This window comes from Paenibacillus sp. HGH0039 (genome assembly GCF_000411255.1).
Classification (GTDB): domain Bacteria; phylum Bacillota; class Bacilli; order Paenibacillales; family NBRC-103111; genus Paenibacillus_F.
Genome location: NZ_KE150413.1, coordinates 1,209,029 through 1,226,729 on the forward strand (window position 1 = coordinate 1,209,029; position 17,701 = coordinate 1,226,729).

General features: G+C 54.3%; 15 protein-coding genes. 11 read left to right on the forward strand and 4 right to left on the reverse strand.

The genetic code is table 11. From position 1 onward, the window contains the following. The first annotated feature begins 70 nt into the window (after positions 1–70). The 7 genes from HMPREF1207_RS19795 (at position 71) to HMPREF1207_RS19825 (ending at position 6,711) form a co-directional block, all read left to right on the forward strand. Positions 71–2,452, forward strand: a complete 2,382-nt coding sequence (locus HMPREF1207_RS19795) for a glycosyltransferase family 39 protein (RefSeq protein ID WP_009676670.1) — start codon at positions 71–73, stop codon at positions 2,450–2,452. Further along, a complete protein-coding gene (locus HMPREF1207_RS19800; protein ID WP_009676687.1) occupies positions 2,449–3,429 on the forward strand; it encodes a glycosyltransferase family 2 protein in 981 nt (326 codons plus the stop codon). The genes HMPREF1207_RS19795 and HMPREF1207_RS19800 overlap by 4 nt, the downstream gene beginning before the upstream one ends. Further along, positions 3,422–3,901 (forward strand): GtrA family protein, encoded by a 480-nt coding sequence (locus HMPREF1207_RS19805; protein ID WP_138918243.1) that lies wholly within the window; start codon positions 3,422–3,424, stop codon positions 3,899–3,901. The genes HMPREF1207_RS19800 and HMPREF1207_RS19805 overlap by 8 nt, the downstream gene beginning before the upstream one ends. Next, entirely contained in the window at positions 3,898–4,809 is a 912-nt protein-coding gene (gene galU, locus HMPREF1207_RS19810; protein WP_009676668.1) for a UTP--glucose-1-phosphate uridylyltransferase GalU, read from the forward strand. Before HMPREF1207_RS19805 ends, galU begins: the two co-directional genes overlap by 4 nt. 95 nt (positions 4,810–4,904) lie before the next feature. Continuing rightward, a complete protein-coding gene (locus HMPREF1207_RS19815) occupies positions 4,905–5,903 on the forward strand; it encodes a DUF4405 domain-containing protein (protein WP_009676674.1) in 999 nt (332 codons plus the stop codon). Positions 5,904–6,115: 212 nt separating this feature from the next. Next, positions 6,116–6,472, forward strand: coding sequence for a hypothetical protein (locus HMPREF1207_RS19820; protein WP_016423927.1), 357 nt, complete (start codon positions 6,116–6,118; stop codon positions 6,470–6,472). 23 nt (positions 6,473–6,495) lie between these two features. After that, positions 6,496–6,711: a DUF7336 domain-containing protein gene (locus tag HMPREF1207_RS19825; RefSeq protein WP_009676694.1), complete on the forward strand. Its 216-nt coding sequence runs from the start codon at positions 6,496–6,498 to the stop codon at positions 6,709–6,711. Positions 6,712–6,779: 68 nt separating this feature from the next. On the opposite strand, the gene HMPREF1207_RS19830 is transcribed toward HMPREF1207_RS19825, so the two are convergent. From HMPREF1207_RS19830 to HMPREF1207_RS19845, 4 genes are read right to left on the reverse strand one after another with little or no spacing between them, the layout of a single operon-like run. Then, positions 6,780–7,322, reverse strand: a complete 543-nt coding sequence (locus HMPREF1207_RS19830) for a phage tail protein (protein ID WP_009676705.1) — start codon at positions 7,320–7,322, stop codon at positions 6,780–6,782. A gap of 18 nt (positions 7,323–7,340) precedes the next feature. Further along, the gene (locus HMPREF1207_RS19835; RefSeq protein WP_009676690.1) at positions 7,341–7,841 is read right to left on the reverse strand and encodes a phage tail protein; all 501 of its coding nucleotides are present in this window, start codon (positions 7,839–7,841) and stop codon (positions 7,341–7,343) included. A 30-nt stretch (positions 7,842–7,871) separates the two neighbouring features. Beyond that, positions 7,872–8,372, reverse strand: coding sequence for a phage tail protein (locus HMPREF1207_RS19840; protein WP_009676692.1), 501 nt, complete (start codon positions 8,370–8,372; stop codon positions 7,872–7,874). Further along, positions 8,369–8,854: a GNAT family N-acetyltransferase gene (locus HMPREF1207_RS19845; protein WP_009676684.1), complete on the reverse strand. Its 486-nt coding sequence runs from the start codon at positions 8,852–8,854 to the stop codon at positions 8,369–8,371. The genes HMPREF1207_RS19840 and HMPREF1207_RS19845 overlap by 4 nt, the downstream gene beginning before the upstream one ends. A gap of 273 nt (positions 8,855–9,127) precedes the next feature. Between HMPREF1207_RS19845 and HMPREF1207_RS28515 the strand changes: the two genes are divergently transcribed. The 4 genes from HMPREF1207_RS28515 (at position 9,128) to HMPREF1207_RS19865 (ending at position 17,697) form a co-directional block, all read left to right on the forward strand. Continuing rightward, on the forward strand, positions 9,128–14,620 hold the full coding sequence (locus HMPREF1207_RS28515) for a cadherin-like beta sandwich domain-containing protein (protein ID WP_016423928.1): 5,493 nt from the start codon (positions 9,128–9,130) through the stop codon (positions 14,618–14,620). Positions 14,621–14,848: 228 nt separating this feature from the next. After that, entirely contained in the window at positions 14,849–15,505 is a 657-nt protein-coding gene (locus HMPREF1207_RS19855; protein WP_009672577.1) for a response regulator transcription factor, read from the forward strand. A gap of 3 nt (positions 15,506–15,508) precedes the next feature. After that, positions 15,509–16,948: a sensor histidine kinase gene (locus HMPREF1207_RS19860; protein ID WP_009672574.1), complete on the forward strand. Its 1,440-nt coding sequence runs from the start codon at positions 15,509–15,511 to the stop codon at positions 16,946–16,948. After that, the gene (locus HMPREF1207_RS19865; protein WP_009672573.1) at positions 16,945–17,697 is read left to right on the forward strand and encodes a hypothetical protein; all 753 of its coding nucleotides are present in this window, start codon (positions 16,945–16,947) and stop codon (positions 17,695–17,697) included. The genes HMPREF1207_RS19860 and HMPREF1207_RS19865 overlap by 4 nt, the downstream gene beginning before the upstream one ends. The last annotated feature ends 4 nt before the right edge of the window (positions 17,698–17,701 follow it).

The following is a 17,701-nucleotide window of genomic DNA, read 5'->3' on the forward strand; positions in this document are numbered from 1 at the left end:
TCGATGGTAACGTTTTTGCCGGGGGATGTAAATTTCATTTTCGCAAGTGACAATTAAGGAGTGGAGAACCATGATAAGCACCAAACGATTCCGGGTCGATCTTCCGCTAGTTTTCATTTTACTGCTCGGCGTCTTTCTGAACACCTACAACATTTGGCTCGATACATACGCCAATACGTACTATACGACGGCCGTAGCGAGTATGCTGCAAAACTTTCACAACTTTTTCTTCGGTTCCCTCGATTCAGCGGGTTCCGTAACCGTCGACAAACCGCCCGTAACGTTCTGGATTCAAACGGTGAGCGCCTGTATCTTCGGCCTTCACGGATGGAGCGTCATTCTGCCTCAGGCCCTTGCGGGCGTCGGGTCGATCCTGCTGATCTACCTGCTCGTTAAACCTTCCTTCGGAGCGGCGGCGGCTAGGATAGCGGCCCTCGTTATGGCGTGCACACCGGTTGCGGTGGCGGTCAGCCGGACCAACAACATTGATAGTATGCTTGTTTTTACCCTTCTTCTCGGCACCTGGTTTCTGTTCAGAGCCGTTAAACGAAACAGCGTCTTCAGTCTGCTTGGCGCATTTGCTCTTATCGGGCTCGGTTTTAATATGAAAATGCTTCAGGCTTATATGATTTTGCCTGCCTTTGTTCTCTTCTACTTATTCGCGTTTAAAAGCACCTGGAAAAAGAAAGCCGGCGTACTGTCCGGCGCAATCGCCCTTATGCTGATGATCTCCGTCTCCTGGGCGGTCATCGTGGATTCCATTCCGGCAAGCGAGCGGCCTTACATCGGCAGCAGCGAAACCAATTCCGTCCTGGAGCTGGCTTTCGGTTATAACGGCGTTTCGCGCTTGACGGGCAATCAGGGCGGCGGTCCGGGTGGCGGCGGTGACCGCGGCGGTATGCCGATGGGAGAGCGACGTGCGGCTGACGATGGCGCCAACGCCGGGGGCGGCATGACGCCGGGGGCTGCGGGCTCGGACAGCGGCAGCGCCGGAACAACCGGCGGCCAGAGTGCCGCAGGAAGCGACCCGCTGCCGGGCGGGAGCGGAGCCAGCGGCGGCAGCGCGGCTGTGCCGGGTGGAGCCGACGGCGGCGGAATGCCCGGCGCACCGGGCGCAGACGGCCAAGGCCAACCGCCGGGATTCGGCAGCGGAGGCCCCGGCGGGGGCAGCGGCGGCATGTTCGGCACGGGCGAGAAAGGCCCGCTGCGCCTGTTCCAGTCGGCGCTGTCCGGCCAGGCGAGCTGGATGATTCCTTTCGCGGCCGTGGCGTCCGTCGCCCTGCTCGCCGGCCTGCGCCGGAACAACTTCACCCGGAAGCATAAAGAGAGCCTGTTCTGGCTCGCCTGGCTTCTTCCGGGGATGGCTTTCTTTAGTGTGGCGGGCTTCTTCCACCACTACTATCTGATCATGCTGGCGCCTCCGATTGCCGCGCTTGCAGGTGCGGGCTGGTCCGAGATGTGGAGCGCTTACCGTGGCAAATCGGGGTGGCTCTCCTGGCTGCTTCCGGCAGCCGTGGCGGTGACGGCGGCATTTCAAGTGTTTATTATGGCGCCCTACAACGGCACAATCGGCAGCGGCTGGACCTATGGCGTCGGCCTGACCGGCGCGGCGGCGGCACTTGTGCTTATTGCCCTGAAATTCAGGACAACGCGCTTCTCCTATGCGGCAGCCGTGGCGGGACTTCTCGTCCTGCTCATCGGACCCTCGTATTGGGCGGCGACCCCGATTACTTACGGACTCAACAGCATGATTCCGCAGGCGGGACCTTCCGGCGGCAACGACCGCGGCGCGATGGGTCAGGGACCGGGCGGCGGAATGATGCCCGGCGACGGCAGCCGCGATGGCGCAGGCTCCGGCTCGCAGAACGAGGACGGCGCAAGTCAGGGTACGGACCCGGGGGCTTTGGAAGCCGGGAACGGAAACGGCCCTGACGCCTCGGCGGACGGTACCGGCACGGGCAGCGAAACGGACCGCAGCGCCGGAGGCTGGGGAGCACCCGGTGCAATGGACGGCGGCATGGGAGGCCGAAGCGTGAACGAAGCGCTTCTCGCTTACATGAAGGCCCACATCGGCAGCACGACATACTTATTCGCAACATCCGACTATAATACAGCGGCGCCTTATATCATCGACAAAGGGGAAAAAGTCGTCACCCTCGGCGGATTCTCGGGCAACGATCCGGTTTACACAACGGCTCAGCTGGAGGACATGGTCAAAACCGGGAAATTAAAATATTTCCTGATTTCCGAAGGCGGAGGAGGACGAGGAGGCAATGCGGAGCTGGCTCAATGGCTCGCGCAGCACGGCAAGAAAATTTCGTCCGAAGAATGGCAGTCCGGGTCTGCTCAGACACAAACCGGCACTAGTGCGGCAAACGGCGGTGAGGGGGGCCGCGGCGGAAGCATGACTCTGTATGAAGTAACCATAGAGGATGGAGGGAACGCGTCATGACGCAGAAGGTAAAGTATTCCATTATCATTCCGATGTATAACGAGGAAGCGGTCATTCAGGAAACTTACAGGCGCCTGAAAGTGGTGATGAGCGGAACCTCCGAAACTTACGAGCTGATTTTTATCAATGACGGGAGCAGGGACCGGAGCGCTGAAATCATCAAGGAGTACGCCACCTGGGACGAAACGGTGAAGCTGATCGATTTTTCCCGCAATTTCGGTCACCAGATCGCGATTACGGCCGGTATGGATTACGCTTCCGGCGATGCGGTCATCATTATCGATGCCGATTTGCAGGACCCGCCGGAGCTGATTTTGCAGATGATCGAGAAATGGAAGGAAGGCTTCGAAGTCATCTATGCGAAACGGGTGAAGCGGAGCGGAGAGACGTTATTCAAAAAATGGTCGGCCAGCCTGTTCTACCGCGTGCTCCGGGCATCGACAGACATCAATATACCCGTGGATACGGGAGATTTCCGGCTGATGGATCGGAAGGTTTGCGACGAGATGAGGAAGCTTCCCGAAAACAACCGTTTTGTCCGCGGGCTGGTCAGCTGGGTAGGTTTCCGTCAGACGGCGATCGAGTATGAGCGGGACGAACGCCTTGCAGGAGTGACGAAGTATCCGCTGAAGAGGATGATCAAGCTCAGCTTGGACGGCATTACGTCTTTCTCTTACAAGCCACTGAAGTTGGCTGGATATCTTGGGGTTCTGCTTTCGGGCTCGGGATTTCTCTACCTTCTCTATGTGGTATACCTTGCCTTGTTTACGGACGCGACGTTAAAGGGCTGGCCGTCGGTCGTCGGCATTATGCTCATTTTTAACGGATTTGTGCTGCTTATGCTGGGCATTCTGGGCGAATATATCGGCCGTATCTACGATGAGACGAAAGGCAGACCGCTGTATATCGTGAGGGAATGCCATGGTCTCCAAAAGCAGGAAGGGCCGATGCCCAAAAGGCTGGCCGGTTATGAGTAACTCTGGGAACCTTAGTAAGCAGAGCGGCCCGGGCGGACTGAGCAGTCCGGACAGATTAGGCAGCCGGGGTAACCGCCTTCTGCCGCTCGTGAAGTTCGGGCTGGTCGGTCTGTTGAACACCGGTGTCGATTTCGCAGCCTTCTTGCTCTTGACGGAAGCGGGCGTGCCCTATTTAACGGCACAGGTTATCGCTTTCCTGCTCGGGGTGCTGAACAGCTATTTTCTCAACCGGAGCTGGACTTTCCGCAGCCGGACGGGGCGAGGCACTCGGGAAATCGCAAGATTTTTCCTGATCAATCTGATTTCGCTGGCCGTATCGACCGTTCTGCTCCAGTGGGCGCACAGCGGGCTGGGCTGGCCGCTCGTAACCGGCAAACTGGGGGCAACATTTGCCAGCTCATGGATCAACTACGCGGGGAGCCGATACTGGGTTTTCCGCTTACCAACACCTACAGGGAGTGAAAAGTCATGACGATCAAAAAAGCGGTTATCCCGGCAGCGGGGCTGGGTACGCGTTTTCTGCCCGCGACTAAAGCACAACCCAAGGAGATGCTGCCGATTGTCGATAAACCGGCCATCCAATATATTGTGGAAGAAGCGGTCCAGTCCGGGATCGAAAGCATTATCATCGTAACCGGGCGCAACAAGAAGTCCATCGAGGATCACTTCGACCGGTCGGTTGAACTTGAGCAGACTTTAAGCGAGAAAGGCAAAATGAAACTGCTGAAAGAAGTGCAGGCGATCAGCGAGATGGCCAAGATCCATTTTATCCGCCAGAAGGAGCCGCTCGGACTCGGACATGCCATTCTGTGCGCGAAGCAGTTTATCGGCAGCGAGCCTTTCGCCGTTCTGCTCGGGGATGATATCATGGTTTCCGACCCGCCCGCACTCCGGCAGATGATCCACCTCTATGAGGAGACGGGCCGGCAGGTGATCGGGGTCAAACCCGTACCGGACTCCGAGGTGGACAAATACGGGATCATCGACTCGGCCGGAGGGAGGAACCGGATTCACCGCGTAGCGGGTCTGGTGGAGAAGCCGTCTCTCGGCAGCGCCCCTTCCAATGTGGCCGTCATGGGCCGGTACATTCTGGAGCCGACTATTTTCCCCATACTGGAAAATATCGAAAAAGGAGCCGGCGGCGAATACCAGCTGACGGATGCGCTGCACGAAATCGCGAAACGGGAGGAGCTGCTCGCCCTGGAACTGGCCGGAAACCGCTACGACATCGGGGATAAGCTCGGTTATCTCAAGGCAGTGCTGGAAATCGGGCTGAACCGGGAGGAGCTTGCGGCGCAGCTTCTTCCCTATCTGAAAAATCTCGTGTACCAGCAGGAAGCCGAGGCTTGGAAGCTCCAACGCGAGCGGCGGAGGGCGTAAGAAGGTCCGAGGGGAAGACACCTAGCGACAATCTATAGAGACATACGGTAATGAAAAAGGCGGCAAAGAATTAACGGGTGCGGGAGACGTGAATCATGAAAAAGATAACTCTTGTAAAATTAATGCTCGATCTTGCCATGGCGCTTACGCTGGTCTTATTGTTCAATAAAAGAGTTTTTGGCGGATTGACGTTTCACGAAATAGCGGGCTTGGCGATTTCGTTCGCCCTACTCACCCATATCCTGCTGAATCTGCAGTGGGTGAAAAAAGTAACCTTGCGCATTATGGACCGGAGCCTGCCGGGAAAAACGCGCTTCGGCTATCTGCTCAATGTTCTGCTGCTTGTCACGATGACCTTCATCATCATAAGCGGCATTCTTATATCCGAAGTCGTATTCCGGGGAATACGACTCGGTGAAGAGCGCTGGTTCAAAATGGCACATATCAGCATTTCATACCTCGTGCTGGTTCTGATTGGCGTCCACGTGGGGATGCACTGGCAGTGGGTCATCCAGGTGACGGGCCGGATATTTTCCGGAAAAGCACCGGGGAAAGCGGGAGCTGCGGCGGCCAAAATCGCGGCTGCGGCCATCGTTGCATTCGGAGCCTACGAGATGTACGCGACGAATTTTCTTGCCCGGGTGGAAGGAGTCGGCAGCGTGTTCGGCATCACGACCGCATCTTCTCCGATGCAGGAGGGCGGCGGCCGGCAACGGCCGCAGAACGCGGCCGCAGGAGAGAGCGGTCAGCCGCCGGGCGGCTTTGACGGGGAGCGGCAGTCCTCGTCCACCGGCGACACCTCCGGAGCCGGCGAACCGTCCGGCGAGGGACAGGGTGCCGGAGGACAAGATCGCGGGGCGCCTCAAGGCGGAGGCGGACTGGGAGCGGAGCGGGCGGCGGGTCCGGGCGGCTTTCACCCCGGCGAAGGAAGAGGGGGCGTAGGCTTCGCAAGCCCGAATCCGCTGGGAGTCATCGCCGTTTATTCGGCCATGATGGGTGTATTCGTCGCCGTAACGTATTACACGGAGAAGCGGGGCAGAAGAAGGAAACACGCGGGCAGCGGAACGGCGCAGTCTAGACCGAAAGTGGTATAAACAGATATAGAAGACCGGAAACTTGAGGGGGAAACCTTCGGGGCGGCCGGTTTTTTTTACTATTGCGGTGTGTTATTTTTGTATTTAGATTTAAGATTTGCTTTCGACAAAATCTCCTAATGTTCTACTGATAATTATTTTATATGATGGCTGTAAGAGTTATATCCGATAATAAAGATCTGCGTTAGATTACGTTAAAATGGAGTGAATTAATGACGATTAAACATTTGTTACTGGAATTGTATTGTTCGCAAACCTGGTCTAATGCCAGAGCGGTTGCAACGCCTTCCTTTTGCAAAAATGGCGTAGGAGACCCTGGCTATCACTGTTTGGATAACCATTGCAAGCACATCGGTTTTACCTACGCCCCTCATGAAATTGCATATACAGGAGCACATGGGGAAGTACCTGATTCGGATGCATGGATTGGATTTGGCGGTGAAATGATTCCGGCTGACGCAGATGAAACCAGAATCTTAGAACTTAAAAAAATATGGGAAGAAGTTTGCCGGAAAAAAATTCATGAAGCATATGAGGAGTATTTAAAATTACTGGGGAACCAGCCTTAAAAATATGGAGGTAAAGAACGAATATGCTAACGGTTTTCTTATTACAACATAGCTATGAATGGAATCAAATCGAAAGTACGAAAGTAATCGGCATTTATTCTTCCAAAGATAAAGCCGACGCTGTGATAGAGAAATATAAAGAATTGCCGGGCTTTAAAGAATTTCCGGATGATTTTTACATAGATGCTTATCAAGTCGATGAAAATGAGTGGACGGAAGGATTTATGTTTGAGTTATAATTATCGAAACAAGGTTAAGAACCTTCCCATCCTTTCACCGGACGGAAGGTCCTTTTTTTTACACACGTTTACTGTTTTGGCGGGAATTCCCCGGATAAACAAATAATAAAATTCATTGCAAGGAAAGGCTGCATGTTGTTATGCGGCTGGCTGCCGCCGGTAACGGAAAGATTGACCGGACTCATTTGTACGGTGGGAGTGGGATCGTATAGATTCCGCTGCTTTTCCCTGCCGGGACGGCCTTCTGCCGGAGATTGCGCCCAGAAATTACCGGTCGGGTTTGTGTCGCTGCCTACGGCATTCACCGATTGGGGAACGTGAGTATGCGAAGGGATTTCCGTCGTGAGCAGAGTTTCGGTAGGCGAACCGACGGACTGCCCGACAACGCGGGGAGTTAGTCCCTGCCCGGCGCCTTGGTGCATGGGAGCTTTGCCCATTAGATTCGGCAGGGCGAAAGTTGTTTTGCCGTCCCCGCCGTACTGCGTACCCAAGATGGCGAAAAGGGCGGTATACTGTCTAACCTGCATAAGTTGCCCGTTGCAAAACGCCCAATCCCTTGGAGCATAATTACCTGCGAATATACGGATTTCTCCTAAGTAAGCGTCAGCCATAAAAGTAATGCTCCTTTCTTAGCTCCTTGAAGGATAGATGCCGACTAGGGCGATGGCATAATTAGCGACCAGATACGGCTGCATGTTATTGTGCGGCTGACTTTGACCGGCGACGGATATGGTGCCCGCATTCATCGGAACGGTAGGGTCCGAAAGCGGCTCGTACAGTGCCGTTTCATCGGCCCATACGTTGGCTGCGGGAGCAAAGGTGGAACCGGGATTCCCCGAAGCGGACACTTGATGTGTATGAGCAGGCATCTCGTTAACGGTAAGCGTATGAGCCGCCTCTCCTGCGGATTGGCCCAAAGGATTGGTAGGGCTTACGTGAATCGGGACACGGCCGCGAAGATCGGGAAGTTGAAAGTTTGTTCTGCCGTCGCCTCCGTAAACGGTGCCGATCAGAGAGTAAAGAGCCTGGTATCCGTTAATAGGCAGGGTTTGTCCCTCGCAGAAAGCCCAGCCGCGCGGAGCGTAATTGTTTGCAAACAACCGGATTTCCCCCACAAATGGTTCGGACATAGTTAGTTCCTCCTTATATATCAACTGTGTTTAAGGCTGCGGCGGGAAGACCCCGTATAGAGAGATGATAAATGTAATAACAGCCGATGGCATCACATTGTCGTGCGGCTGATTGCCGCCGACGGAGGAAAGGGTCTGCGGATTCATGGGCGTTGTCGTGCCGGAAGTCGCATAGTTCTGGGTGATGGCGGTTGCCCAAGTGTTATTGGCCGGAGAGTTTGCCGTAGCGGGGCTTGCTGTCGCATAGGGGATATGGGTATGTTGAGGCAGCTGAGACTGGGTAAGCGTCACGGTTTCGGTGCCGGCTTTCGATCCCCGGATGTACCCTTGAGTCGGATGAACCGGGATGCGGCCCTGCAAATCGGGCAGCCCGAACGTGGTCTGTCCGTCTCCTCCATAGGTCGTGCCAAGCAAAGCATAAAGAGCCTCGTTCTCCGCAATGCTCAAAATCTGGCCGTTGCACAGCGCCCATCCTTGCGGCGGGTAATTGCCTCCAAACATCCGTATTTCGCCTAAATAAGATTCACTCATGAGCTGTCACCTTCTTTACAAGTTTCGTGATTCCATTCCATAGCCAGATACATGTCGTTCTCTCCCGCGTTATGAAAGCCCAGCCGTTCATACAGGGCCAGCGCTCTGCCGGTTCTAAGTACGGAAAGCCGGAGCGGAAGGTTTTGTTCGCGGGCTTCTTGCATAAAGGTTTGAAGCAGCTTTGTACCGAGTCCTTGATTGTGGAATTGCGGGAGGAGGGTAATATCCACAATTCTTATACAGTGTGGCGTCCGGTGGATCAGAATTCTTCCGGCCCGTTGACCGTCTTGGCAGACGATGTACGACTCCGCTTCGGGATACTGCTGCCGGTAAGAGCCGCTCTGGGCGCTGTACTGCATGTCAAGAAAAGACCGCAGGGTTGCTTCGTCCCAGCCCCAAGCCTGTACTTCCGCCATCCGGGAGCTGCAATAAAGCTCGAATAGAAACGGCTGGTCTTCCGGCTCGGACATTTTTTTTAACACAGGGGACCTCCCTCTTAAGGAGTTAAGAACTATTTTCCATTTCAGAATACCACAAGGTTTCTCCAAAATATATACATTTTGTGACATGCAATAGGCTGTTTGTCTTTATTTTTTTGGTGAGTTTTTCTTCTTTTTCTATTAAAATGTAATTAGGTCTCAAAACGAAGGCTTGTATTCCGATGAACTTATGGGGGGATGAGAATTATTAGCATTTTTAAACATCCAGATGACATATATTCAGTCACCATTTATAAATCGATATAGGAGGTTCACATGAGGGAGCTGGGTAAAACGGGATTTTGGGGCCGCTTTCTGCGGATAGCCCTGGTGTTCCTGCTCGTTGCCGGTACCGGCGGTGCGGGGAACTGGATTGGCAGAGCGGAGGCGGCAGGCACATGGGATAACGTTCCTAACAATGCGGGAACGGATTTAAACCAAGTTGCTTACGGAAATGGAAAATGGGTGGCCGTCGGTAACTTGGGTACGATTATGACGTCGTCAGACGGGCTGAGCTGGAGCAAGACAACCATTGCTCTTTCGTCGGCGGTAGGGGTAACCTACGCCGGAAGCCAGTGGATTGTTACGGGAGCGGGCGGTAAAATCGCGACCTCGCCCGATGCCGTAACCTGGACGGTCCGCTCGACGGGAACATCCGCCAATCTGAGTGCGGCTGCCTATAACGGTACCGTATGGGTCATCGCGGGGTATAGCGGGGTGATTCTGAGCTCTCCGGACGGTATCGCTTGGACCCCCAGGACTTCGGGAACTGCGGCCAATTTTTACAGCGTTACGTATGGAGGCGGTTTGTTCGCTGCGGTTGGGAGTGCAGGCACGATACGAACTTCTCCCGACGGGATCACCTGGACGACGCGTTCGGGCAGCCCGGAAGACTTGATGGGCGTTAATTACGGAGCCGGCCAATTCGTTGCCGGCGGGTCAAATCAGAGGGTGCTTACTTCCTCCGACGGAATCACCTGGACGCCCAGAACGGTCTCCGTGGCCGGGATGAACTTATACGGCATTGCTTATGGCGCGAACAAGTTTGTAGCCGTAGGCGATACAGGAGGGGGACCTGGAGCGATAGCCTCCTCTCCCGACGGCATTACATGGAGTGCGGAGAAAACGGGGCTCGGCGATTTTTTAAATCATGTGGGTTTTGCTAACGGAAGGTTTATCACCGTTGGGGGAGCCGGCGCTATGCTGACGCAGTATAACACGTTTTCCACGAACGCCAATCTGAGCAATTTAACGTTAAGTGCGGGAACGCTCAGCCCTGCGTTTGCATCCGGGACAAGCGGCTATACGGCCGATGTGTCATACGGCACGGTAAGTATTAATGTGACCCCGACGGTTGCAGACGGCACGGCGACGGTTAAATTAAACGGCAGCACGGTGGCCAGCGGCAGTCCGTCGCCCGTATCGCTGAACGTGGGTGCCAACACCGTCACTGTTCTCGTAACGGCGCAGGACGGCACGACCAAGAAGACTTACACGGTCTCGGTAACGCGAGCGGCATCCACTAATGCCGATCTTAATAATCTGACCCTAAGCGGGACGGCACTGGCTCCGGGATTCGCTTCCGGTACGACGAGCTACACGGCCAGTGTGGCTAACAATGTGACGAGCGTCGACGTAACGCCGACCCTTGCGAACGGCACGGCAGCGGTTAAAGTGAACGGCAATGCGGCCGTCAGCGGCAGTCCGTCATCCGTACCGCTGAATGTGGGCTCCAATACCATCACCGTCCTGGTAACGGCACAAGACGGCACGACGCAGAAAACCTACACGGTCACGGTAACGCGAGCGGCATCCAATAATGCGAACTTGAACGGCTTAACGCTAAGCGCCGGTTCTCTTAGTCCGGCCTTCGCTTCCGGTACGACGAGCTACACGGCCAGTGTGGCGGACAGCGTAGCGAGCGTCGACGTAACGCCAACCCTTGCGGACGGTACGGCAACGGTTAAAGTGAACGGCAATGCGGCCGTGAGCGGCAGTCCGTCGCCCGTATCGCTGAACGTGGGCGCCAATACCATCACCGTTCTGGTAACGGCGCAGGATGGCACGACGCAGAAGAGCTATACGATAACGGTAACGCGGGCGGCACCATTATCCGGCAATGCCGATTTAAGTAACTTGGTCCTGAGCGGAGCCACCTTAAATCCCGGATTTGCATCCGGTACGACTACATATACGTCCAGTGTGGCCTATGGAGTCACTACTCTTGACGTAACGCCTACAGTGGCGGACAGCCATGCTGCGGTTACAGTGAACGGCCATACTGTCGCCAGCGGGACTCCATCTTCCGTACCGCTGAATGTTGGACCGAATACGGTCACCCTTCTCGTTACGGCAGAGAATAGTACAACGAAGACTTATACGATCACGGTAACGCGTGCGGCGGGCTCCAATAACGCCAATCTGAGCGGAATCACGCTAAGCGGAGGCGCAACGCTCAGCCCCGTTTTTGCGGGGGGAACGACACTTTATACGGTTGATGTTCCGAACAGTGTCTTCGGTTTGGACGTAACGCCGTCGGTGGCGGACGGCACGGCGACGCTTAAAGTCAACGGCACAGCAGTGGCAAGCGGCACTCCGGTTCCCGTCTCCTTGAACGTGGGAAGCAATACGGTTACGCTGCTCGTCACCGCACAGGACGGCACGCCCAAAACGTATACGTTGACGATAAACCGGGCACCATCCGACAACGCGCTCTTGAACAACTTAACGCTAAGTGCGGGAACGTTAAGCCCGGTCTTTGCCTCCGGCACTACAAGCTATACGGCGCAAGTGGCAACCGGCGTATCGAGCATTGATGTGACGCCGGTAGTCGCGGACGGCACGGCAACCATGACCATGAACGGTCAATCGGTGCCAAGCGGCACGGCGGTTCCGATGTCGCTCAACGTCGGCGACAACACGGTCACCGTTATAGTGACGGCACAGGACGGAAGGACTAGCGAAACGTACACGGTGACGGTAAAACGCGCCGCACCGCTATCGGGCAATGCGGATTTAAGCTCCCTGGCCCTAAGCGCAGGCACGCTCAACCCGGCCTTCGCAGCGGGAACTACGGCCTATACGGCAAGTGTGGCCAACGCTGTGAGCACGGTTGACGTCACACCTGCGGTAGCGGACAGCACGGCTTCCGTCAAGGTGGACGGAACACCGGTGACGAGCGGAACCGCTTCTGCCGTCTCGTTGAACGTAGGGTCCAATACGGTAGAAGTCCAGGTGACGGCGCAGAACGGGAGCGTCAAAACGTACATGTTGACGATTACCCGCGCCGCATCCGGCAACGCGGATTTAAGCGGTATCTCGCTAAGCGAGGGAACCCTGACGCCTGCATTTGATCCTGCGCAGATTAGCTACACGGCGGCTGTACCGAACGCTTCGGCCGGAATAGACATAACGGCCGTAACTGCGGATGTGGCCGCTTCAATCACCGTGAACGGAGACGCCGTAGTCAGCGGAACCCCTAAACCGGTTTCGCTGAATGTGGGCGATAACCCGATCACGATTGTCGTTAAAGCGGCGGACAACACGCTTAAAACGTATACCGTGACGGTCACACGCGCGGCTTCAAGCAACGCGGATCTCAGCGCTCTAACGCTGAGCAAGGGAACGCTGACGCCTGCCTTCGCCGCAGGAACGAAGCTGTACACGGCTACTGTGGCATCGGATGTGTACGATCTGGATCTCGCCGCACAGCTTGCGGATCTTACCGCGACGATGACGATTGCCGGAAATCCCGCTGCGAGCGGGCAGACCGTCAATATCCCGCTGCACGTGGGGGCGAATCCGGTCACGATCGTTGTGACGGCGCAGGACGGAACAACGCAATCCTACACGGTCACGATCAACCGGCAAGCACCGCCTTCCAGTAATGCGCTGTTAAGCGGGCTGAAGATTAGCCCCGGCACGCTTAACCCGGTTTTTGCCGGAACGCAGACCAGTTATACCGCGGATGTCGCCCACGATATAACCGAGATTACGGTAACGCCGGCGGCTGCAGACAGTACGGCATCGGTATCGGTTAACGGACATGTTCTGTCCGCGGGCGGCTCCGAAATCGTTCCGCTCCTGACGGGAGCGAACACGATTACCGTCCAAGTTACAGCCCAGGACGGAACGAAGAATTCCTACGTGATCATCGTCACCCGGGCCGTTCCTCCGTCCGGCAACGCGGACCTCAGCGGCCTGGCCTTAAGCGCGGGAACGCTGACTACGGCATTTGCACCGGGCGTGACGGCATACACGGCTTCCGTGAAAAATTCCGTGACGGAAGTCACGGTAACGCCGACGGCTGCGGATGCCACTGCTTCGGTATCGGTTAACGGAGTTTCCGTACCGGCCGGCAGCGGCCGTCAGATCGCGCTGAGCGTCGGCGCCAATCCGGTTACGGTTGTCGTCACCGCACAGAACGGGACCGCCAAAACCTACACCGTTACATTTACGCGCGAAAGCAGCGGTGGCGGTGGCGGAGGTGGCGGCGGCTCAACAGAGCGCCCGATCGACGGACGTATCGAGGTCGTTTCCTCCTCGGGAGAGGTGCTTAACGAGTCCTTCACCAAGCTAATCGGAGATAACTTGACGATGCTTGCGGACATTTACAGCGCCGACGGCGCTACGCTTTTCAAGCAAAACGTAAGCGTCAATACTTCAGGAAAGTTTACGCTGTACTCGCTTTCCGCCGGAACTTATAAAATGATTCTTTCCTTAACCGCTCCTAACGGCGAAAAGCTTGCCGGAACGGCAGGCACGCTCACAGTAAACTCGGATACGGCCGTGTTCCGGACGCAAAAAATCGATCCGTTCGGGACGGTCCGTGACTCGGTCACAGGCGCCGCTCTTGCGGGAGTCAAGGTGACCCTGTATTGGGCCGATACGGAAAAAAATCGTTCTGCCGGAAAAATCGCGGGAACGCCGGTTTCTTTGCCGGAACTTGCGAAAATGCTGCCGGGACAGAACAAGAATGCCCAAACCACTTCGAGTGACGGCCGTTACGGATGGCTCGTATATCCGGACGGGGCCTACTATCTGATCGCCGAAAAAGACGGGTATGAAACCTACGACAGCAGAAGTGACCGGGGCAGCGGAATCGTTGCGAAAGATTTTACTTCTTTAAAATTCGATATCGCTCTGAAACCTTCGGGGGCGTACCACGAACATAAGCCTTACATGGAAGGCTACCCGGACGGGACGTTCCAGCCGGGCAAGGGGATCTCACGGGCGGAGCTGGCAGCCATACTGGCCAGACTTTTCGCAAATGAAACTTACGCCGCCGTGCAAAATCCATTTGCCGATGTACCGGCCACGCACTGGGCTTTCCAATATGTGACGGCCGTGTTCGGAGGCAAGCTTATGGACGGATACCCGGACGGCAAGTTTTATCCGGAGCGCATTCTGACGCGTGCCGAAATGGCCACGATTCTCGTGAAGCTGAGACAGCTTCCGGGCGTGCAGGGAACTTCCGCCTTCACAGACCTGCAAGGCCACTGGGCCGCCGAAAATATCCGGAAAGCCGAGAAAGCCGGGCTGCTTTCGGGATTCGAGGACGGTACGTTCAGACCGGATCAGGCGCTTACCCGGGCGCAGGCGGTCGTCATTTTCAACAAGCTCCTCGACCGGAATCCGGATAGTGTTCCTGCGGGAACCCCGCAGGCATGGTCCGATGTCCCTGCCGGCTTCTGGGGATATAAAGACGTGATGGAGGCTTCCGTCTACCATGAGTACAAGACAGCGAACGGCCGGGAAGTTTGGAAATAACAACCCGTAAATGAAAACGCAGCCGGACGAATTCGGAGGATTAACCGCATCTTATTTATAAGATGCGGTTTTTTTGCCGATGAAGTTTGCCGGGTTCCTTCCATGTTTCCGAACCTTTGGAGGCGATTGGAGATGATTGGAGGCATACATGCCGTGTGCATGTTTAATGACGGTGCGTTATCATATAGAAGATAGCAGAAGCTCAAACTAAAAGTAGGGGATTACCGGATGCAGAAAAAGATTTTGATCGTGGAAGACGATATCCATATTTCCAACATCATTAAAATGAATCTCAACATCGTGAACTACGCGACGGTAGAAGTCTACGACGGTTTATCCGCGCTCGATGCGGTAAAACAAGACAAATTCGATCTCATTCTGCTGGATGTCATGATCCCTAAGCTGGACGGATTTGCGTTGATGGAAAAAATTCAGTCCTGCGGAATCCCGGTTATTTTTCTGACGGCGAAAAATTCGGTGTACGACAAAGTCAACGGACTGAGGCTGGGGGCCGACGACTACATGGTCAAACCGTTCGAAGCCATCGAGCTGCTGGCCCGGATCGAAACCGTACTGCGCAGGTACGGCAAAGAAGAACGCGTCATAGAGTTTCAGAACCTTCAAGCGGACTTGAACAAAAGAGAAGTGACCCTGCAAGGGGAACCCGTCGAGCTGACGCCTAAGGAGTACGATTTGCTGATCGTGCTGCTGAGGAATAAGAACATCGCCCTGACCAGGGAACAGTTTATTGATAAAATATGGGGGAGCGACTATTACGGGGAAACAAGAACGGTCGATATGCATATCAAATCGCTGCGCAAGAAGCTTCACCTGCAGGATCACATTAAGACCATCTACAAAATCGGTTACCGGCTGGAGGATTAGCCGATGAAATTTTGGCAAAAGATTTATTTGTTCTCGATTCTGGTCTTCGTCTTCATCTTTAATGCGGCTTCCGTTATGGTCATCGAGCGGAGTCACGGCAAAATGCTGGGTCAGGAAATCAACGGCGCGTTAAGCCAGAACATGAGCATTCATTCCAGCGTCGATGCCATTGTTCCGATTCTTCGTATTTACGATTCCATCGATTATGAGAAAACGGTATTAACGAACATGGCCAATGAATTTGTGGCGAAGAATAGCGACCAGCGCATTTATTTGGAAATCTTGGACGATACGAACCGGGTCATTTTCAGCAACAACGATTTCAAGATGCCGGAGCACCGTGAAGAACTGGACAAGCTGGCCATGGATGAAATCCATTATATTTTACGGGATATCGGCAATCGCACCCTGTTATTTACATCGAACCATACGGAAATCAATCACAAGAACTATGTGTTCACCTACACGAAAGACGTGACTCCCTTATACCAGGATCGCATGGATCAATACGGTTTTTTCATCAAAGTGGACATCGCCGCCTGTTTGCTCTATATGCTCATCATGTTTTTCGTGAGCAGAGGATTGACCAAACCGATTGATCGTCTGAACCGGACGGCCCGGGTTATCGCACAGGGCGGCTTTTCGGAACGCGTCCGACTGAAATCGAAGGATGAAATAGGCGTTCTGGCACAAAATTTTAATGAGATGGCCTCGGCTGTGGAGGAAAAAATAAATGACCTGAAGCGGCATAATGAGGAGAAGCAACGGTTCATTGATAATTTTACCCATGAATTAAAAACGCCGTTGACGTCGATTATCGGGTATGCCAATTTCTTAAGGACCACCAAATACAACGAAGCGCTGTACTTGGACGGATTGAACGTCATTTATTCGGAAGGCAAACGCCTGGAGTCGCTTTCGATGAAGCTGATGGATCTGATTGTTCTGCAGGAGGATCATTTCCAATTGGAGGAGCATGATCTGGGAACCGTCGTTGCCGAAATCGAGCCTGCGTTGGTGATGATGGCCAAGGAACGCCGGGTTACGATCGTCACCGATTTGGAGGAAGGGAAGCTGCGGCTGGAAAAGGATTTGATTAAAATTTTGATTTTTAATCTGGTCGACAATGCGCTTAAAGCTTCCGCAGAACAACAGAGCATTACGATTCGGACTTACTGGCGGGACAACCGCTGCATTCTTGAAGTGATGGACCAAGGCATCGGGATTGCCGAAGAGCATCGGGACAAAATTTTTGAACCCTTCTATATGGCGGATAAATCCAGAACGAGAAACAGCAATGGAGCGGGCCTGGGCCTCGCGATTTGTCAAAGCGTAGCCGGTATTCATCATGCTGTGATCGAAGTGAACAGCCTGGAAAACAAGGGCACGACAATCAGAGTCATTTTCGAGCGGACAAATCCGGAAGGCGGGATGAATCCATGAACAAGCTCATCCTGATTATTCTCTGCGCATTATTTCTGGGTTTGACGACAGGGTGCGAGGGATTTTTCAATACGGTCAAGAAAGACACGGTTCTGGTAAAAAAAATAACCCGGGAGCATAAAACGGGCGAAGTGAAATATGAAGGCGTTCTTGCTCAGGATACGGTGAAGACACTCAGCCTCAATGCGGTCAACAAGACCTACAACGAGAAGCTGAAGTTGGAAGAAGCCCGATTCGAACTGATGGCGGTGGACCGGAAGAAGCTCGAAGATCTGCTGAATAAGACGGAATACGGGGTCAAACCGATGCTGGATAAGAATCAGAAGTTAAAGATCGATTCCGAAACGGAATTGAATAAAGTCCCAGGCGGTTTATTTTATGTAACCTTGACCCACATAGCGGATCCCTCTGAAGTGTATGAACTTGTTCTGAACGCGAGAGACGGCGAGGTACTGAAAGTTTCCAGTGATAGCTCAAAGCCGGCCCCTGTTGAAAAGGAACCAAGCGTAATCCAGGACGATGGGCTTGAGATCGCTAACCGGTTTATTCAGGCAAAGGGAGCTTATGTCTTATCTGATCTGATTCCGGAAGTGAAAACAGTCCGGAAGGGCGTCGCTGCGGAAGTGTATTACAAGAGCAAGGAAACGCAATCGTTAGTCTACAGTGTCAGGGTTAATTTCAGAACGAACCAAGTGATCGGATTCAGCAAGGATATCATGGCCATACTCGGTTATTTTTCAGAGTCGTAGGCCA